Origin of the sequence: Streptomyces sp. NPDC004134 (genome assembly GCF_042874195.1) — a bacterium.
Classification (GTDB): Bacteria; Actinomycetota; Actinomycetes; order Streptomycetales; family Streptomycetaceae; genus Streptomyces.
This window is the reverse complement of sequence record NZ_JBIAMS010000003.1, coordinates 369,917-387,269: the sequence shown is the minus strand read 5'-3', so window position 1 is coordinate 387,269 and position 17,353 is coordinate 369,917. Positions and strand designations below refer to the sequence as shown.

The window sequence follows — 17,353 nt, the reverse complement described above, 5'->3', positions numbered from 1 at the left end:
CCGGGGTCACACCAGCCCGACGGATGCCATCCTCCCTCGCCCCCGTGCCGGAGTCCTGGACCTGGCTGCCTGCGATGGGGCGCCGGTGCGGCACACCATCCGTGGCCCAGAGCGTTCCACGACTGCGCGGAGGTGATCCGGCCGGACGTCCTGTGGTGGACTCGGCCGAAACTACCCGCCGTTGCCCGTTGCGTGTCAACAGCCGTGTCACCTGTGGCGTTTTGCCGAAGCGGCTGGTCAGTCCCGAAATCAGGCCGCGGTCCCACGCCCGGGACGGCCTTCGTTCGGCCTATCGAAGATCGTTAACTCACCCGATCGGCCCCGGGTGGACGGTGTTTCCGGCCACGACGGTACGCAGGCACACGGGCGGTTCCACGCCGGGGGTGAGGTCGGGCAGGCCCGGGGTGCCGGAGCGCGGGTCGGTCGACCAGTTCGCGACCCGCTCGTCGGGCACCTGTACGACGAGGTCGCCGGCCGCCCAGACGGCGTAGTCCGCCGGCGCGCCGGGCACGAGCACGCCGGCGTCGTCGCGGCCGACGGCCCGCCAGCCGCCGCGGGTGTGGGCGGTGAAGGCGGCGCGGACGGAGATGCGGTGCTCGGGCGTGTGGTGGAACGCGGCGGCCCGGACGGTGCGCCAGGGGTCGAGCGGGGTGACCGGGGTGTCGGAGCCGAGGGCCAGCGGCACACCGGCGCGCAGGAGGGCCGCGTACGGGTTGAGGGCCCGTGCCCGCTCCGGTCCCAGCCGGGCCGCGTACATGCCCTCCCCGCCGCCCCAGGCGGCGTCGAACGCCGGCTGCACCGATGCCGTGAGCGCCAGCTCCGCGAACCCGGCGACAGTCTCGGGGGTGAGCATCTCCGCGTGCTCCACGCGGTGCCGCAGCGCCCGTACGCGGTCCAGGCCGACCCGCTCGGCCGCGGCCCGTACGCCGTCGACCACGGCGGCCACGGCGGCGTCCCCGATGGCGTGGAAGCCCGCCTGGAGCCCCGCCTCGGTGCAGGCGGCGACGTGGGCGGCGACGGCGTCGGCGTCGAGGTAGCCGTTGCCGCGGTACCCGGGGCGGTCGGCGTACGGCTCCGTCAGGTGGGCGGTGCGGGAGCCGAGGGAGCCGTCGGCGCAGAAGTCGCCGGCCGCGCCGAAGGCGCCGAGTTCGCGGAGGCGCCGGGCGTCCCCGGGGCCGGTGACGGCCTCGCCCCAGTAGCCGGTGACCCGCGGCCCCGGCCGCTCGGCGGCCAGCGCGAGCAGCGCCGCGAAGTCGTCCTCGCCGCTGATGTCGGGACCCGCGCACTCGTGCACGGAGCCGATGCCGACGGCCGCGGCGCGGTCGAGCGCGGCGCCCTGCGCGGCGGCGCGCTGCGCGGGCGACATGGCGGCGTACGCGGCGCGGCGTACGGCGTGGTGGGCGTCGCGGGTCAGCGGCGCGTCGGCGGCGTAGCCGTCGCGGTCCGCGACGCCGGGCACCAGGTCGAGCAGGGCGGTGCTGACGGCGGCGGAGTGGACGTCGACGCGGGTGAGGTAGAGCGGGCGGCCGCCGGCGGCCTCGTCGAGTTCCGCACGGGTCGGGGGGCGGCCCTCGGGCCAGCCGGTCTCGTCGTACCCCTGGCCGATGAGCACCCGGTCCGCGGGACGCCCGGCGGCGTGCGCGCGGATCCGGGCCAGCGCGTCGGCCAGCCCGGTGGCGCCGGAGAGGTCGAGCCCCGTCAGCGCCAGCCCGGTGGCGGTCAGATGCACGTGCGCGTCGGTGAACGCCGGGGTGACGAGGGCGCCTTCGAGGTGGACGACCTCGTCGGCGGCGTCGGCGAAGCCGTCGGCCGCGCCCTCGGAGCCGACCCACGCGACGCGGTCGCCCTCGACGACCATGGCGGTGGCGAACGGGTCGGCGGGGCTGTGGACGGTGCCGCCGCGCAGCAGCACGGTGCGGCGGCCGGAACCGGCCCGGGAGGGCGCGGAGTTCGCGGTTTCCGCGGGTCGGGCGGCGGGGCTGTCGGCGGTCACGGCTGCGGTGCCTCGGATTCGGATCGGGGGCGCCGCGCCGTCAGATGCGCGGCGGCCTGGCTTCGTACGGCGTGGAGAGCACGACGGTCGTGCGGGTGGAGACGCCGGCGAGCGAGCGGATGCGGGCCAGCAGGTCCTCCAGCTCCGCCGGAGCGGCGACGCGCACCTTGAGGATGTAGTTCTCCTCCCCCGCCACGCTGTGGCACGCCTCGATCTCGGGGACTTCGGCGAGCCGGTCCGCGATGTCGTCGGGGGCGCTGGGGTCGAAGGGCTTGACCGAGATGAACGCGGTCATCGGCAGGCCGATGGCCTCCGGGTCGACGATGGCGCCGTAGCCGCGGATCACGCCGCGCTGCTCCAGCCGCCGCACCCGCTGGTGCACGGCCGAGGTGGACAGGCCGGTGGCCTTGCCCAGGTCCGTATAGCTCATCCGCCCGTCCCTGACGAGCAGCTCCACGATGTGCCTGTCCAACTCCTCCACAACGCATCAACCTACTTCGTTTGCGGCGGTCGGGTACATCCGGGGCCGCCCGGGCGGCCGGGGAGGGCGCCTCGGGGGCGCACGGGCGCACGCGGCAGCGTGTGACGAAGGCCACAGTCCATCGGGGAGCGAGGGGGACCCTGCGGACGATTATTCGGATGACAGCGAGGGAAATCCTTGCTGTGGTCGAGACCACCACGTGACCGTCCAGGTGGCCCAACCTGAGGGGGAGCAGCATGCGCCGTTCCGAGCATGTCCAGCTCGTCGATCCCGATGCATTCGACGACGAGGAGGGCGGCGGATACGCCGAGACCTCGCTGATCTTCCGGGTGCTCTGCCCGGACTGCGTCCAGCCCATCGCCCTGCTGGAGGGCGAGGACGTGCTGCCCGAGCACGCCCGCGTCACCCCGGCGAACCCGTTCGGCCTGACCGTGTGCACCGGCTCCGGCAGCCCGCTGTCGGCCGCGGTGCCCGAGGACGCGCGGCTGGACGCGCGCGCCGAGGACACGGCCGTGCTGCTCACGCTGCCCGAGGGCCTCGACTGGCGCCGCCAGCCCTTCTCGCACGTCGGCGGCCCGGGGAACGAGCCGGTGCGGCGGCGGCTGCCGGGGATGCGCCGGCGCAAGTAACGCCCGCACACAGCCCCGCGGCACCCGCCCGCGCCCGTTCCCGCGCCCCGGCTCCGTCCCGTCGCGCCCCCGACGCGCTGCGGACCGGCCTCTACCCCCGGTCCGTCTCCGCGCCCAGCAGGTGCCGCGCGACCACCACGCGCTGGATCTGGTTGGTGCCCTCCACGATCTGCAGCACCTTCGCCTCGCGCATGTAGCGCTCCGCGGGGAAGTCGGCCGTGTAGCCGTAGCCGCCGAGCACCTGCACGGCGTCGGTCGTCACCCGCATCGCCGCGTCCGTGCAGAACAGCTTGGCCATCGCGGCGTCCTGGGCGAAGGGCAGGCCCGCGTCGCGCCGCCGCGCGGCGGCGAGGTACAGCGCGCGCCCGGCCGCGACCTGCGTCGCCATGTCGGCAAGCAGGAAGCGCAGCCCCTGGAAGTCGGCGACGGGCCGGCCGAACTGCTGCCGCTCCTGCGCGTATCCGTGCGCCGTGTCGAGCGCCCCCTGCGCCACCCCGATCGCGCACGCCGCGATGCCGAGCCGGCCGGAGTCGAGGGCGTCGAGCGCGATGGCGAAGCCCTGCCCCTCCTCGCCGATGCGGCGCGCGTCCGGGACGCGTACCCCGTCGAAGTGGAGCAGGCCGGTGGGCGAGCCCTTCATGCCCATCTTCTTCTCGGGCGGGGCGGCGGTCAGCCCGGGGGCGTCGCCGGGGACGAGGAAGGCGGTGATGCCGCCGGCGCCGGGGCCGCCGCTGCGGGCGAGGACGGTGTAGAAGTCGGCGACACCCGCGTGGGTGATCCACGCCTTGGTGCCCTCCAGGGTCCAGGTGTCGCCGTCGCGTACGGCCCTGGTGGTCAGGGCGGCGGCGTCGGAGCCGGAGGCGGGCTCGGAGAGGCAGTACGCGCCGAGCAGGCCGCCGCCGAGGATGGCCGGAAGGAACTCCTTGCGCTGCTCCTCGGTGCCGTAGCCGGCGACCGCGTGGGTGGCGAGGGTGTGCACGGAGGTGCCGAGGCCGACGGTCAGCCGGGCGGCGGCGAACTCCTCCAGCACCTGGAGGTAGACCGTGTACGGCTGCTCCCCGCCGCCGTACTCGGCCGCGTAGGGCAGCGCGAGCAGTCCCGACTGCGAGAGGGTGGTGAACAACTCCCGGGGGAAGCGGCCCGCTTCCTCTTCTTCTGCGGCCAGGGGAGCGATCTCCCGCCGGACCAGCTCGCGGACGAGGGCCAGCAGGTCGCGTGACTCCTCGGTGGGCAGCTCGCGTTCCACGGGCAGCGGACCACGTACGGGCATGCGGTGCACTCCTCTTCGCCGGGCGCGCGTACGGCGCTGTCGACGGCGGCGCCGCCCGGGATACGGCGGCTCCGCCCGTTGTGTTCGTGCAGCCCGATGCTGCCCCGCCGGATTGCGGCGAGCCGGCATGTAAGGCTGCGGTGAAGGGGAGTATGCCCGATCGGCGGTACGCCGAGACAGACGGGGTAGGCGGCGAACCGGCCACTGACCGGGGCGGGTTCCGGCGTCAGGGTCCGGCGGCACCGCCGCCGTGGGCGAGACCGGCGAGCAGGTCATCGTAGCCGGCCTTGACGCGGGCGACGCTCATGCCGCCGGTGCGGCGCTGATAGCCGTAGAGGTTGGCGGCCAGCGGGGCGAGCAGGGCGTCGGCGAGCCAGCGCACGTCGGCCTCCGGCCGGATCCGGCCGACGAGCAGCGCGAGGTGCTGCCGGTACAGCTCGTACGAGCCCTCGGTGAACCGGGCGTCGGCGGAGTCCATCTCGGCCACGAGCAGCAGTCCGAGCTGGTCCTCGGTGCGGTCGACGAGGGCGTGCAGGAAGGCCCGGATGCGCTCCGGCGCGCCCGCGCCCGGCCCGAGCGGCGGCGGGCCCTGGAGGAACGCGGCCTGGAACTGCACCTCGCGCTCGTCGATGACCGCGTACGCCAGTCCCGCCCGGTCGCCGAAGCGGCGGTAGACGGTGCCGACGCCGACGCCCGCGGCCTTGGCGACCTCGTCCATGGACAGCGCGTCGGGACCGCGCTCGGCGACCATCGCGGCCGCGGCGGCGAGGATCCTGCGGCGGTTCTGCGCGGCGTCCGCGCGCTCCGCCGGCGGGCCGCCGACCAGCGGCAGCTCGGCGCCTGCCGGCCGCCGCCGGCCGGTCGCTTCGTCGTGTGTCACCTGCGCTCCTTCCTGTCCGGAGGATAGCGAACAGGAGACTTCTCCGGTTCTCGCTGGCATCCGGAGAGTTCTCCGGTTACTCTTCGAGAGTGCCATCCGGAGAGTTCTCCGGATATCGAAGGGAGCAAACATGACGCAGCTCGCGGGCCGGACGGCCCTGGTCACCGGCGGCAGCCGCGGCATCGGCGCCGCGATCGCGCGGCGGCTGGCCGAGGAGGGCGCCGACGTGGCGCTGACGTACCACCGCTCGCCCGAACGGGCCGCGGAGGTCGTACGCGCCGTGGAGAAGACCGGCCGCCGGGGGCTGGCCATCCGGGCCGACGCCGCGGACCCCGACGCCGTCGTCGCCGCGGTCGACCGCGCCGCCGCCGAACTCGGCCGGCTGGACGTGCTGGTGAACAACGCGGGCATCGCGCCGTACGGGCCGCTGGCCGAGGTGAGCCGGGAGGACGTGGACGCGGTGCTCGCCATCCACGTCCGCGCGGTCTTCCTCGCCTCCCAGGCGGCCGCCCGCCACCTCGGCCCCGGGGGCCGGATCATCAGCATCGGCAGCAGCTTCGCCGAGCGGGTGCCGATACCGGGCTGGACCCTGTACGCCGCCAGCAAGTCGGCGCTGACGGGCCTCACCCGCGGGCTCGCCCGCGACCTGGGCCCGCAGGGCATCGCCGTCACCGTCGTCCACCCCGGCGACACCGACACCGAGATGAACCCCGCCGACTCCCCCGAGGCCGACGCCGCCCGCGCCCTCAGCGCGCTGGGCCGCTACGGCAGCCCCGAGGACATCGCCGCCGCCGTCGCCCATCTCGCGGGCCCCGGCGGCGCGCAGATCACCGGCGCGGCGATCGCCGTCGACGGCGGCTTCGCCGCGTAGCGCGGCCGCCCGCGGCCCCGCGCCCCTCCCCGTACCACCCGAACGAACCACCCGGGAGACACCGTGCCCTGGATATTCCTGCTGATCGCCGCCGGCCTCGAACTCGTCTGGGCCACCGCACTGAAGCAGTCCGACGGCCTCACCCGCCTCTGGCCCTCGACGATCGGGCTGGTGATGGCCATGGCGAGCGTCGTCGTGCTGACGATGGCGCTGCGCAGCCTGCCCGTCGGCACGGCGTACGCCGTGTGGGTCGGGCTCGGCTCGCTGGGGGTGGCCGCCGTGGGCATCCTCGCCCTGGGCGAGAGCGCGTCGCCGGCCCGGCTGGCATGCCTCGGGCTGATCCTCGCGGGCGTCATCGGGCTGAAGTTCGTCGAAGGCTGACCGCGCGGAACCCCGCGGGCGCACCGGGAGTTCTCCCGTACATGGACGCGACGGCGATGCGGGCGGGGGGCGGCATCGCCGCAACCCTCGCCCCCGCGCCGGTCGCCCGGTACGCCGGGCGCGGCTGGTGGCCGCATGGGTGAGTTCGTGCCCTATCTGGTCGCGGGCGGCTGCCTGCTCGCGGTGATGTGCGTCCTCACCTGGTTCAAGGGGGTCGTGCGCCGCCGCGGGCTCGCCGGCTCGGCGATGCGGGGCGCGCTGGCCGCGTACGAGGAGGCGATGCGCGTCACCGCGCACGACTCGCACCACGAGGTCCGCGCGGCGGCGGAGCGCCAGGCGCGGGCCGGCGCACCCGGCGATCCGCACCGGCGGGTCCGGTTCCGGCGCTAGTCCCCGCCGTCGCACGCAGTTCAGGTCCAGACCTTTCCGGACAGTGGATCGATCATGCCCGCACCCCATGCGCTCAGCGTGGGAACCGATGACGACCACTGAATGCATTCAAATTCGATCAATTTCCTGACTAGTTTGGTCACTTATGCAGCATCAGACGGAGATTTACCGTCAACCCTTATGAACAACAAGGGAAACAAGAGGCAAATAGATGCCCAACACACGGATAACAGTGCTATAGGCACGGGACGCCGCTCCTTACTCCGCGCTGCCCTCGCCGGCGGAGCCGCCATCGGGACCGGGATCGGGCTGGGCACGGGGTCCGCGACCGCGACACCACGCACGCCGCACCCGCCGGGCACACGCAACTGGCCGTGGCCGCCGCTGACTCCGGCGCAGGCGGAGGCGAAGCTGTGGGAGGGCAACGCGGCCTGGAAGATCCAGGGGCAGGCCAACCCCCGCCAGTACGAAACCGACCGCAGGCTGCTGGTCACGAACCAGACGCCGTGGGCGATGATCGTGAGCTGCATCGACTCCCGCGTCCCGCCGGAGCTGGTCTTCGACCAGGGGCTGGGCGACCTCTTCGTGGCCCGTACGGCGGGGCAGGTGCTCGACGGGGCCGTCTACGGCAGCACCCTGTACGGCGTCCAGGAGAAGGACGTCCCGCTCATCGTCGTGCTGGGCCACCAGAGTTGCGGTGCCGTGAAGCTCGCCATGCACGTCGTGGACGGCGACCCCCTGCCCCCGGACACCTCGCCGCGACTGCTGTGGCTGGCGGAGAAGATCAGGCCCTCCATCGACCCCGACAAGAACTCCCCGGACCGGGAGAACCGCGCCATCAACGCGAACGTGCGCCGCATCCGGGACGAGATCCTGCTCGAAGGGCCGGTGGCCGAGAAGGTGAGGCAGGGTCACCTCAGGGTGATCGGAGCGCGCTACGAACTCGACACCTGGGGCGTCACCAAGCTCTGACCCGCGCCGGGTGCCGCGGCCGACCGGCCGGTGTGGATCTTCCTGGGTTCTCCCTGCGCACAAGGACCGCCCCCGGCGGGGCCCCTCCGCAGTGCTGCGGAGGGGCCCCGCGCGGGTGGTTCAGCGGATGCCGACGGCGGCCAGTGCGGCCTTCTGGGCACCGGTGATCTCGCCGCCCCAGAGCACGTAGCAGATGCCGCCGGTGCCGGAGCGGACCTTGCCGGCGGCGTCGTAGCGCTTCGTGCGCAGCCAGATGTTCTCCCACTGGCGGCGCTTGTAGACGTGCCGGACCGCCGGGTTGTTCGGCGAGGCCGGGTCGTTGGCGACGACGTCGCCGTCCTTGGTGAAGCCGACGACGGTCATCAGGTGGCCGGACGTGCCGTAGCCCGCCCCGTCCAGCTCCGCCTCGATGAACGACTGGGACGTTATCAGCGGGATGCCGGCGGCCACGAGGAGTTCGGCGTCGGCGAGCGAGCCGAGCCGGGTGACGACGCCGTGCATGTCGCGGTACGTGCTCGCGTAGGCGGTGTTGAAGGGCCAGTTGCCGCAGCCCTCGTACTGGTAGTCGTACGTGAAGCGGGCGGCGTGGCAGACCTGCGGGTCGTCGAAGTCGGGGTTGACCCACTCCAGGTCCCCGGCGGTGGGCTTGCGGCCCCAGTACTCGATGATCATCTGTGCGGAGGTGGGGCTGCACCACGCCTCGCCGCCGTTGTCGTACTCCGGGTAGCGGCCGGCGTGGATGTTCTGCGAGTAGCGCGGGACGATCAGCTCGCGCGACAGCCGCGGCGTGCTCGCGGGCACCTCGAAGCGGTCCGGCACGTCGGAGCCCATCGCGCCGACCCGCCACACCTGCGGCGTGGCGTCGCTGCCGGGCTTGCGGTAGAGCGTCACCCGCACCTGGTAGTCGACGAGCCGCAGTCCGCTCGCCGCGTCATCGACCGAGAAGGTGTCGGTCCAGATGCTGCTCTTGCCGTCCGACTGGTCGTCGACCGTGGTGCGGCGGATGTCCCCGTCACCCGCGGCCCACCGGCCCATCACGTACCAGGGCGTGCGGCCGCCGTCGTTGTACGTGCCGCGCAGCTCGACCATCAGCCAGGTGCCGGCCGGGGTGGCGGCGTTCCAGGACGCGACGACCTCGGTGGCGGCCGGGGCGAGCCGGTGGACCGGGGAGGTCCAGGTGGCGTACTCCCAGGAGGCGGTGGTCCCGGTGTGCGGGTCGGCGTACTCCGTACGGCCCGCGGGGCGGCCGATCACGATGCCGGGGCGGCTGCCGGGGACGACCTTCGTGCCGCGGGCGCTGCCGCGGCGCCAGGCCGGCGCGGAGGCCCAGCCGTGGTAGTCGACGAGGGAGCTGCCGAGCGGCGGCCGGCCGGCCGTGCCGCCCGGGGCGGCGGGGGCGCTGAGCGCGGAGGCGGACGCGACCGGGGCGGCACCGGCCGCTGCGGCTGCCAGGGCGGCAGCCAGCACGGCGCGCCGTGACGCACTACGGGGCATGGCGGACTCTCCAGACGATTGCGGCGCGTGCTGGGGGGCAGGCCACAACTATTCACCCTCGCTCTGCGGTTAGGAAGTCAATCCGTGCTATGAGATGGGTGAACATTGGTTCATACCACTGGTGTGACCTGGGGCGGAGAACGGGCCCGCCGGGCGGCCGCCGTAGCCTTGCGGCGATGAGCGCACCCGACCCCCCGGCGCCCGGCGGCGCGCCGGCCGCCCTGGCCCGCGAGTTGCGGGGCCTCGACCCGTCCTGCGGACCTGTGCGGCTGGTGGCCGTCGACGGGCACGCCGGGTCGGGCAAGACGACGTTCGCCGGCCGGCTCGCCGCGGCGCTGGGCGGGGCGCCCGTACTCCGGCTGGACGACATCGCGACACACCGCGAGTTCTTCGGCTGGACCGAACGGCTGCGCCGCCAGGTGCTCGACCCGCTGGCCGCGGGGCGCCCGGCGGTCTACGACGCTTACGACTGGGACGCCCGTTCCTTCACCGCTCGCCGCACCCTGCCGCCGGCGCCGGTGGTGCTCGTCGAGGGCGTCGGCGCGGGCCGCCGGGAGCTGCGCCCGCACCTCGCCCGGCTGCTGTGGATGGAGGTGCCGGCCGCGGCGGCGTGGGCCCGCGGGCGGGAGCGCGACGGGCCGGGGCTCGCCGGGTTCTGGGACGACTGGGAGCGGGCGGAGCGTGCACACTTCTCGGCCGACCCGTCCCGGCCGTACGCCGGTCTTCTGGTGGTGCGCCGGGGGGACGCGTACCGGCTGGTCCCGGGCCCTGCGACCGCCCGCTGACCCCGCGGGGCGCACACCCTGCGTAGCCGGTCCCCGGCCCGGCCGGAATCGGCCCCTCCAGGCCCCAACTCCGCTTGACCCAGGGGCAGTACAGGACTTACGTTCTCAGTGAGCGGGCCCCACCGGCACCGCCTCACGCGCGAAGCCCCCGATTGTTCCCCCGTGATCGGGGGCTTCGTTCTGTCCTCAAGAGGGAACAATGGGATGACTTACGTACCGGCCGCCCCTCACCCACGGTCACCGCGGCGGGCGGCCGGGTCTCCCGCGCGCGCGTCCGATACGAGCCGTCGGCCCGCATCGCCGCCGCGGGTACCATGCGAGCAGGCCGTCTTTGCTGCAACTTCCCTGTTCTGCAAGGGAGTTCGCGAGAGACGGCCGACCAGCGACCCGAGGAGATCCACGGGGGAACGGTTGGTGGCTACGTGATGGACAACGGCGCGCGCGGGCCCGAGGCCCCCGCGGAGCTCGCCTGGCTGCGCGGCGTCGACGCCTACACCATGGGCGCGTACACCCGGGCCGAGGAGGAGTTCAGGTCCGCCGTGCGGCTGGACCCGCAGATGGCCGACGCCTGGCTGGGACTGCACGCGCTGCGGGCGGACACCGCCACGGCGCTGCTGGAGATGTACCGGCACCGCGACCGGTTCGGCGAGCAGCGCGCCCGGCACCGCCGCCCCCTCAACTCCTGGTACTGGCTGGGCTGGTGGGTGCAGCCGGTGCTCGACTCCGGCCGCGACCTGCTGCTCGCGCACGCCTCGCACTGGCTGGACGGCCGGCACGTCGCCGAGCTGGAGCAGGCACTCGCCGCCTGTCCCCCGGCCGAGGCCGACCCGCAGGTGCGCTTCCTGCACGCCTGCCGCGCGTACCTGGTCAAGGACTGGGAGCAGCTCGTCCGGCTGACCGTGCCGCTGACGGACGACCCGCTGCTGGGCATCGAGGCAGGGCTGTTCGCCGGCATGGCGCGGGTCCGGCTGGAGATGTACGGGCAGGCCGTGCCGATGCTCGCCGCCGCGCTGATGCGCTGCCGCAGCGAGCAGCCGCAGCGCAAGGAGCTGCGCTACTGGCTGGCCCGCGCGCAGGAGGGCTCAGGACGCAGCGCCGCCGCGCTGCCGCTGTACCGCGCGGTGCACCGGATCGACCCCTCCTTCATGGACACCGCGGCCCGGATCGCCGCCATCGACGGGCTCGACGACTTCGACGGCCTGGACCCGGTGCCGGGCCTGGCGTCGGTGTCCCTCGGCGGCGCCGAGCAGGAGACCGCGCCGGGCGACCCCGCTCCCCCGGCACCCGACGGGCGGGAGCTGGTGCCCGCCGACGAGGTGCTGCGCCCGCCGCCGCCCGCCGGGAGCTCGGGCGTGCTGCGCGAGCGCGCCTCGCTGCACGCGGGCTCCGCGCACCAGCCGGCCGCCGCCGACCCCGGGATGCTCGCCGAGGCGCTGGCCGACCTCGACCGGATGGTGGGCCTCGACCCCGTCAAGCGGCAGGTGCGGGCGCTGTCGGCGCAGCTCAACATGGCGCGGCTGCGGGCCGGCGAGGGCCTGCCGGTGCAGCCGCCGAAGCGGCACTTCGTCTTCTCCGGCCCCTCCGGTACGGGCAAGACCACCGTGGCGCGCATCCTGGGCCGGGTCTTCTACGCCCTCGGGCTGCTCGCCAGCGACCGGCTGGTGGAGGCCGGACGGGCCGATCTCGTCGGCGAGTTCCTGGGCCAGACCGCGGTGAAGGCCAACGACCTGATCGACTCGGCGCTCGGCGGCGTGCTCTTCATCGACGAGGCGTACAGCCTCGCGGGCGTCGGCTACTCCCGCGGCGACGCGTACGGCGACGAGGCCCTCCAGGTGCTGCTCAAGCGCGCCGAGGACAACCGCGACCGGCTCGTGGTCATCCTCGCCGGCTACCCCAAGGGCATGGACCGCCTGCTCTCCAGCAACCCGGGCCTCACGTCCCGCTTCACGACGCGCGTCGACTTCCCCAGCTACCGCCCGCTGGAGCTGACCGCGATCGGCGAGGTGCTGGCCGCGCAGAACGGCGACAAGTGGGACGAGGAGTCGGTCGAGGAGCTGCGCAGCATCTGCGCGCACGTCGTCGACCAGGGCTGGATCGACGAGCTGGGCAACGGCCGCTTCCTGCGCACGCTGTACGAGAAGAGCTGCGCCTACCGCGACCTGCGGCTGTCGGCCTACCCGGGGCCGCCGGGCCGCGAGGACCTGGCGACGCTGCGGCTGCCGGACCTGATGCAGGCGTACGGAGAGATACTGTCCGGCCGCGAGCCGAAGGCCGACCCGGACGCCGGCTGACCGGCCCCCGGACCCGGCCGCGCTGCCCGGGGCGGGCCGGATCGGGCAGGATCGGGTCAGGCGACGGCCGAAGCCCGGCCCGCCTCCGGTCAGCCGACCGAGGTGGGCACGGACTCCGCGGCAGTCCCGCCCGCCGTGCGCTGCCGCACCGTCAGCCGGTGGGCGGGGTCCCGTACCTCGCCGACCAGCAGCTCCAGCACGTCCTCCAGCGTCACCAGCCCCAGCACCCGCCCCGGCGCCGCCGGATCGGCCACCGCCGCCAGATGGGAGGCGCCGCGCCGCATCGCGGCCAGCGCGTCGTCCAGCGGCAGCTCCGGGCGCAGCACGGTCATCGGCCGGAACAGGTGTGCGGGCACGGCCCGTTCGCGCTCGTCCAGGTCGAGGACGTCCTTCACGTGCAGATAGCCGAGGTACGTGGGTCCTGTCGCGCCGGTGCCGCCGGCGTCGCGCACCGGGAAGCGCGAGTAGCCGGTGCGCACCGTCAGCTCCTCGACCTGGCGCGGGGTGGCGGAGGCGGTGACGGCGACCATCGAGCCGGGGTCGAGCAGCACGTCGGTCACCGGCCGCGAGCCGAGGCCCAGCGCGTCGTTGAGCCGCCGCTGCTCGCCGTCGCCGAGCAGCCCGGCGTCGCGGGAGTCGGCGACCAGGTCGGTCAGTTGCTCGGTGGTGTAGACGCTGGTGAGCGCCGAGCGCGGCTCCACCCGCACCAGCCGCAGCAGGTGCCGGGCCAGGGCGCCGAGCAGCGCAGTGACGGGTCGGCACGGCCGGGCGAACGCGACCAGCGCGGGTGCGAGCCACAGCGCCGCCGCGGCGGGCGCCGCCAGCGCGAGGTTCTTGGGCACCATCTCGCCGACGACGAGGTGGAGGCAGACGACGACCGCCAGCGAGACGGCGTAGCCGAGCGGGTGGATGAGGCCGTGCGGCACGTGGGCGGCGTGGAAGGCCGGCTCCAGCAGCGAGGCGATGGCGGGTTCGGCGAGCGCGCCGAGGGTCAGCGAGCAGACCGTGATGCCGAACTGCGCGGCGGCCATCATCTGCGGCAGGTGCTCGAGGCCGTGGAGCACCCGGCGGGCGCGGGCGGAGCCGGCGGCGGCGTACGGCTCGATCTGGCTGCGGCGTACGGAGACGAGGGCGAACTCGGCGCCGACGAAGAACCCGTTGGCCAGCACCAGCAGCGCGGCGAAGGCCAGTTGGAGCGCGCTCACGCGGCTCTCCTCCCGGCCCCGCCCCGGCCCGCCGCGGCGGGCACCGTGGCCGCGTCGCCTGCGGTACGCACCAGCCGTACCAGCCCCGCCCGGTGGTGGTCGACGTGCCGTACGACGAGCCGCCAGCCCGGCAGCGCCGCCGTGTCACCGGCCGCCGGAATCCGGCCGAGCAGCGCGGCGACGAGCCCCGCCACCGTCTCGTACGGGCCCTCCGGCGCCGTCAGCCCGATGCGGCGCAGCGCGTCGAGGCGGCAGCCGCCGTCGGCGTCCCACGCCGGGCGGCCGTCGGCGGCGGGGGTGGCCCGCAGGTCGGGGACGCCGTCGACCTCCCGGTCGTGCTCGTCGCGGACCTCGCCGACCAGCTCCTCGACGATGTCCTCCAGCGTCACGACGCCCGCGGTGCCGCCGTACTCGTCGACGACCACGGCTATCGGCTGCCCGCCGCGCAGCTTCTCCAGCAGCGGCTGCGCCGGCAGTGTCCCCGGCACCAGCAGCGGCGGCACCGCGATCCGTGCGACGGGAGTGCGCGCCCGGCGGGCGGCGGGGACGGCGAGGGCGTCCTTCAGGTGGACCATGCCGGTGACCTCGTCCAGCCGGCCGGCGTAGACGGGGAAGCGGGACAGTCCGGTGGCACGGGTGAGGTTGAGGACGTCCGCGGCGGTGGCGGAGGACTGCAGCGCGACCACCCGTACCCGCGGGGTCATCACGTGCTGCGCGGTCAGCTCGCCGAGCGAGAGGGTGCGGACGAACAGGTCGGCGGCGTCCGGCTCGATCATCCCGGCCTGCGCGGAACTGCGCGCCAGCGACCCCAGCTCGGTGGGCGTACGGGCCGACGCCAGCTCCTCGGCAGGCTCGACGCCCAGCAGCCGCACCAGCCGGTTGGCGGCGGTGTTGAGCAGCGCGATGAGCGGGCGGAAGAAGCGCGAGAACGCGGTCTGCGGCCCGGCGACGAAGCGGGCGACGGCCAGCGGCCGGGACACCGCCCAGTTCTTCGGCACCAGCTCGCCGAGGACCATCTGCGCCGCCGAGGCGAGCAGCACCCCGGCGGCCAGCGCGGTGCCCGGCACCGCGCCCGCGGGCAGCCCGGCGGCGATCAGCGGCCCGCGCAGCAGCCGGCCGAGCGCGGGCTCGGCGAGCATGCCGACCACCAGCGAGGTGAGGGTGATGCCGAGCTGGGTGCCGGAGAGCTGGAACGACAACTGCCGGAGCGCGGCCACGACGCGGGCGGCCCGCCGGTCGCCGGCCGCGGCGGCCCGCTCCGCCTGCGGGCGCTCCACCGCGACGAGGCCGAACTCGGCCGCCACGAAGAAGCCGTTGGCCAGGATCAGCAGGAACGCGAGGCCCAGCAGGGCCAGTGAGGTGATCATCGCGCCGCCTCCGCGCGGGAGGCGGCGCCGGTACTGCAGGAGGATCCGTCCATCGCCCTGGGGGGCTCACTCCTCGGGTCGCCGGGTGACCCGGTGCGCGAGGCTCCGGGAGGGCCCCTCGGGGGCCCTGGGCACCAGAGTAAACACGACTCGGGGGCGCAGGGCAGGGTCAGGCGCCGGCCGTGCCGCGCTCCGCGGCCATCCCGGCGAGCGCCCGCGCGTCCCGCTCGGCCTGCTCCCTGGCGATGCCCGGCTGGATGCCCATCACCGGCAGGCTCGTGCCGTCGGCGAGGTCCAGGGAGACCCAGGGGTCGCCGGGCCCCAGGTTGACGCGGAGGATCTCGGCCCAGGCCAGGTGCCGGCGGTGGGTGAGGTTGGTGACGGTGACGCCGTCGTCGTCCGCGACCACGTGGGGGCGGCCGAGCAGCAGCAGGCCGCCGAGGAAGAGCAGCCCGACGACGATGAAGCTGATCCGCTCCCCCACGTTCAGGCTCAGCGTCAGGCCGATCGCGGTGAGCGTGGCGAAGATGACCAGGCCGGCGCCGACGAGGACGACCCGGGTGCGGTGGGGCCGGAAGGTGACCGGCAGGTCGGCGGCGCTCACAGGCGGCAGGCGTGGATCGTGGTGGTGAGGATGGCCCGCGCCCCCAGGTCGTACAGCTCGTCCATGATCCGCTGGGCGTCCGCGGTGGGCACCATCGAGCGGACGGCGACCCAGCCCTCGTGGTGCAGCGGCGAGACGGTGGGCGACTCCAGGCCGGGGGTGAGGGCCACCGCCTTCTCCAGGTGCTCGGCGCGGATGTCGTAGTCCATCATCACGTACCTGCGGGCGACGAGGACGCCCTGCATCCGGCGCAGGAACTGCCGTACCTTCGGCTCCTCGCGGGGCGAGCCGGTGCCGCGGATGACGATCGCCTCGGAGGTGAGGATGGGCTCGCCGATGATCTCCAGGCCGGCCTGCCGCAGCGTGGTGCCGGTCTCCACGACGTCGGCGATGATCTCGGCGACGCCGAGCTTGATCGCCGTCTCCACGGCGCCGTCGAGGTGGACGACGTCGGCGTCCACGCCGTTGTCCGCCAGGTGCTTGGCGACCAGCCCGGAGAAGGACGTGGCCACCGTCTTGCCGCCGAAGTCGGCGACGCCCGCGGCGGTGCCGGGGCGGGTGGCGTAGCGGAAGGTGGAGGCGCCGAAGCCGAGCTGCATGATCTCCTCGGCGCTCGCGCCGGAGTCGAGCAGCAGGTCGCGGCCGGTGATGCCGATGTCCAGGCGGCCGGAGCCGACGTAGACGGCGATGTCGCGGGGGCGCAGGAAGAAGAACTCGACGTCGTTGCCGGCGTCGGTGAGCACCAGTTCGTGGCGGTCCGTACGCTGCCGGTAGCCGGCCTCATGGAGCATCGCCGACGCAGGCTCGGCGAGGGAACCCTTGTTGGGGACGGCGATGCGCAGCATGGTCGTGACTCTTCCTGTTCTGCCGGGTCGGCTGACGGGTGCGTACGGGCGTCAGAGGTGGGCGTAGACGTCGTCCAGGGAGATGCCCCGGGCGACCATCATCACCTGAAGGTGGTAGAGGAGTTGGGAGATCTCCTCCGCGGTGCGCTCCTCGCCCTCGTGCTCGGCGGCCATCCAGACCTCCGCCGCCTCCTCGACCACCTTCTTGCCGATGGCGTGCACGCCCTGCTCGACGAGCTGGGCGGTGCGGGAGGTGGCGGGGTCGCCGGTGGCGGCCTTCTGGCGGAGCTCCGCGAAGAGCTCCTCGAATGTCTTGCTGGCCATGGTGGGCCCAAGTCTACGGGGTCCGCGGGGCCGCTCAGCGCCAGGGTTCGGCGACGCCGCGCAGCGCCGTGGCGGTGGCCACGGCGGCGGTGGCCGCCTCGTGGCCCTTGTCCTCCACGGAGTCCGCGAGCCCGGCGCGGGCGAGCGCCTGCTCCTCGGTGTCGCAGGTGAGCACGCCGAAGCCGACGGGCACGCCGGTTTCCACGCCGACGCCGGTCAGGCCCTGGGTGACGCCCTGGCACACGTAGTCGAAGTGCGGGGTGCCGCCGCGGATGACGACGCCGAGGGCGACGACGGCGTCGTAGCCGCGGCCGGCCATCGCCTTGGCGGCCACGGGCAGCTCGAAGCTGCCGGGCACGCGCAGCAGGGTGGGCTCGGCGATGCCCAGCTCGCCGAGGGCGCGCAGGGCGCCGTCGACGAGCCCGTCCATCACCTGCTCGTGCCAGAGCGCGGCGACGACGGCGACCCGCAGGTCCTCGCAGTTCTTCACGGTCAGTTCTGGTGCGCCCTTGCCGCTCACGGCTCTCCTCGTTCGCTGTGCTGTACGGATGTGCGGGGTGTTCGGGAAACG

General features: G+C 74.4%; 18 protein-coding genes. 7 read left to right on the top strand and 11 right to left on the bottom strand.

Features of this window, described 5'->3' with window-relative positions; all coding sequences use genetic code 11:
• Positions 1-307: 307 nt before the first annotated feature.
• Positions 308-1,993 (bottom strand): amidohydrolase, encoded by a 1,686-nt coding sequence (locus ACFYVJ_RS06945; RefSeq protein ID WP_388887276.1) that lies wholly within the window; start codon positions 1,991-1,993, stop codon positions 308-310.
• Positions 1,994-2,033: 40 nt separating this feature from the next.
• A complete protein-coding gene (locus ACFYVJ_RS06940) occupies positions 2,034-2,474 on the bottom strand; it encodes an Lrp/AsnC family transcriptional regulator (RefSeq protein WP_018835479.1) in 441 nt (146 codons plus the stop codon).
• 236 nt (positions 2,475-2,710) lie between these two features.
• Here ACFYVJ_RS06940 and ACFYVJ_RS06935 point away from each other — a divergent pair, with 236 nt between their 5' ends.
• Positions 2,711-3,103: a hypothetical protein gene (locus ACFYVJ_RS06935; protein WP_388887274.1), complete on the top strand. Its 393-nt coding sequence runs from the start codon at positions 2,711-2,713 to the stop codon at positions 3,101-3,103.
• Between the two features lie 91 nt (positions 3,104-3,194).
• On the opposite strand, the gene ACFYVJ_RS06930 is transcribed toward ACFYVJ_RS06935, so the two are convergent.
• Together ACFYVJ_RS06930 and ACFYVJ_RS06925 are read right to left on the bottom strand one after the other, a co-directional pair.
• A complete protein-coding gene (locus ACFYVJ_RS06930) occupies positions 3,195-4,373 on the bottom strand; it encodes an acyl-CoA dehydrogenase family protein (RefSeq protein WP_388887273.1) in 1,179 nt (392 codons plus the stop codon).
• A 226-nt stretch (positions 4,374-4,599) separates the two neighbouring features.
• A complete protein-coding gene (locus tag ACFYVJ_RS06925) occupies positions 4,600-5,253 on the bottom strand; it encodes a TetR/AcrR family transcriptional regulator (RefSeq protein WP_388887271.1) in 654 nt (217 codons plus the stop codon).
• 130 nt (positions 5,254-5,383) lie between these two features.
• Here ACFYVJ_RS06925 and ACFYVJ_RS06920 point away from each other — a divergent pair, with 130 nt between their 5' ends.
• From ACFYVJ_RS06920 to ACFYVJ_RS06905, 4 genes are all read left to right on the top strand, one after another.
• The gene (locus ACFYVJ_RS06920) at positions 5,384-6,124 is read left to right on the top strand and encodes an SDR family NAD(P)-dependent oxidoreductase (protein WP_388887269.1); all 741 of its coding nucleotides are present in this window, start codon (positions 5,384-5,386) and stop codon (positions 6,122-6,124) included.
• 63 nt (positions 6,125-6,187) lie between these two features.
• Complete coding sequence (locus tag ACFYVJ_RS06915; RefSeq protein WP_101420001.1) at positions 6,188-6,505, top strand: multidrug efflux SMR transporter; 318 nt, start codon at positions 6,188-6,190, stop codon at positions 6,503-6,505.
• Positions 6,506-6,640: 135 nt separating this feature from the next.
• Positions 6,641-6,895, top strand: a complete 255-nt coding sequence (locus tag ACFYVJ_RS06910) for a hypothetical protein (protein ID WP_388887267.1) — start codon at positions 6,641-6,643, stop codon at positions 6,893-6,895.
• Between the two features lie 180 nt (positions 6,896-7,075).
• The gene (locus ACFYVJ_RS06905; protein WP_388887265.1) at positions 7,076-7,867 is read left to right on the top strand and encodes a carbonic anhydrase; all 792 of its coding nucleotides are present in this window, start codon (positions 7,076-7,078) and stop codon (positions 7,865-7,867) included.
• A gap of 120 nt (positions 7,868-7,987) precedes the next feature.
• Here the strand turns inward: ACFYVJ_RS06905 and ACFYVJ_RS06900 are convergent, their stop codons facing one another.
• A complete protein-coding gene (locus ACFYVJ_RS06900; protein WP_388887264.1) occupies positions 7,988-9,361 on the bottom strand; it encodes a peptidase C39 family protein in 1,374 nt (457 codons plus the stop codon).
• 176 nt (positions 9,362-9,537) lie between these two features.
• Between ACFYVJ_RS06900 and ACFYVJ_RS06895 the strand changes: the two genes are divergently transcribed.
• Together ACFYVJ_RS06895 and ACFYVJ_RS06890 are read left to right on the top strand one after the other, a co-directional pair.
• A complete protein-coding gene (locus tag ACFYVJ_RS06895) occupies positions 9,538-10,146 on the top strand; it encodes a uridine kinase (protein WP_388887262.1) in 609 nt (202 codons plus the stop codon).
• Positions 10,147-10,571: 425 nt separating this feature from the next.
• A complete protein-coding gene (locus ACFYVJ_RS06890; RefSeq protein WP_388887260.1) occupies positions 10,572-12,437 on the top strand; it encodes an AAA family ATPase in 1,866 nt (621 codons plus the stop codon).
• A gap of 89 nt (positions 12,438-12,526) precedes the next feature.
• On the opposite strand, the gene ACFYVJ_RS06885 is transcribed toward ACFYVJ_RS06890, so the two are convergent.
• The 6 genes from ACFYVJ_RS06885 to ribH form a co-directional block, all read right to left on the bottom strand.
• Positions 12,527-13,642 carry a CNNM domain-containing protein gene (locus ACFYVJ_RS06885; RefSeq protein WP_388887258.1) on the bottom strand — a complete coding sequence of 372 codons (1,116 nt, stop codon included), beginning with the start codon at positions 13,640-13,642 and terminating at the stop codon, positions 12,527-12,529.
• Positions 13,639-15,009 carry a hemolysin family protein gene (locus tag ACFYVJ_RS06880; protein WP_388887256.1) on the bottom strand — a complete coding sequence of 457 codons (1,371 nt, stop codon included), beginning with the start codon at positions 15,007-15,009 and terminating at the stop codon, positions 13,639-13,641. The genes ACFYVJ_RS06885 and ACFYVJ_RS06880 overlap by 4 nt, the downstream gene beginning before the upstream one ends.
• Positions 15,010-15,178: 169 nt before the next feature.
• The gene (locus ACFYVJ_RS06875; protein WP_388887254.1) at positions 15,179-15,613 is read right to left on the bottom strand and encodes a PH domain-containing protein; all 435 of its coding nucleotides are present in this window, start codon (positions 15,611-15,613) and stop codon (positions 15,179-15,181) included.
• The gene (gene hisG, locus ACFYVJ_RS06870; RefSeq protein WP_388887252.1) at positions 15,610-16,458 is read right to left on the bottom strand and encodes an ATP phosphoribosyltransferase; all 849 of its coding nucleotides are present in this window, start codon (positions 16,456-16,458) and stop codon (positions 15,610-15,612) included. Before hisG ends, ACFYVJ_RS06875 begins: the two co-directional genes overlap by 4 nt.
• 51 nt (positions 16,459-16,509) lie before the next feature.
• Positions 16,510-16,782 carry a phosphoribosyl-ATP diphosphatase gene (locus tag ACFYVJ_RS06865; RefSeq protein ID WP_101420011.1) on the bottom strand — a complete coding sequence of 91 codons (273 nt, stop codon included), beginning with the start codon at positions 16,780-16,782 and terminating at the stop codon, positions 16,510-16,512.
• Positions 16,783-16,816: 34 nt separating this feature from the next.
• On the bottom strand, positions 16,817-17,302 hold the full coding sequence (gene ribH / locus ACFYVJ_RS06860; protein ID WP_388887250.1) for a 6,7-dimethyl-8-ribityllumazine synthase: 486 nt from the start codon (positions 17,300-17,302) through the stop codon (positions 16,817-16,819).
• Positions 17,303-17,353: the final 51 nt, after the last annotated feature.

What these genes read in the sequence shown, in the direction of transcription:
- ACFYVJ_RS06910 (WP_388887267.1), top strand. Translation starts at nt 6,641, where the DNA reads ATGGGTGAGTTCGTGCCCTATCTGGTCGCGGGCGGCTGCCTGCTCGCG.
- ACFYVJ_RS06900 (WP_388887264.1), bottom strand. Translation starts at nt 9,361, where the DNA reads ATGCCCCGTAGTGCGTCACGGCGCGCCGTGCTGGCTGCCGCCCTGGCA.
- ACFYVJ_RS06935 (WP_388887274.1), top strand. Translation starts at nt 2,711, where the DNA reads ATGCGCCGTTCCGAGCATGTCCAGCTCGTCGATCCCGATGCATTCGAC.
- ACFYVJ_RS06920 (WP_388887269.1), top strand. Translation starts at nt 5,384, where the DNA reads ATGACGCAGCTCGCGGGCCGGACGGCCCTGGTCACCGGCGGCAGCCGC.
- ACFYVJ_RS06905 (WP_388887265.1), top strand. Translation starts at nt 7,076, where the DNA reads ATGAACAACAAGGGAAACAAGAGGCAAATAGATGCCCAACACACGGAT.
- ACFYVJ_RS06865 (WP_101420011.1), bottom strand. Translation starts at nt 16,782, where the DNA reads ATGGCCAGCAAGACATTCGAGGAGCTCTTCGCGGAGCTCCGCCAGAAG.
- ACFYVJ_RS06930 (WP_388887273.1), bottom strand. Translation starts at nt 4,373, where the DNA reads ATGCCCGTACGTGGTCCGCTGCCCGTGGAACGCGAGCTGCCCACCGAG.
- ACFYVJ_RS06890 (WP_388887260.1), top strand. Translation starts at nt 10,572, where the DNA reads ATGGACAACGGCGCGCGCGGGCCCGAGGCCCCCGCGGAGCTCGCCTGG.
- ACFYVJ_RS06880 (WP_388887256.1), bottom strand. Translation starts at nt 15,009, where the DNA reads ATGATCACCTCACTGGCCCTGCTGGGCCTCGCGTTCCTGCTGATCCTG.
- ACFYVJ_RS06895 (WP_388887262.1), top strand. Translation starts at nt 9,538, where the DNA reads ATGAGCGCACCCGACCCCCCGGCGCCCGGCGGCGCGCCGGCCGCCCTG.
- hisG (WP_388887252.1), bottom strand. Translation starts at nt 16,458, where the DNA reads ATGCTGCGCATCGCCGTCCCCAACAAGGGTTCCCTCGCCGAGCCTGCG.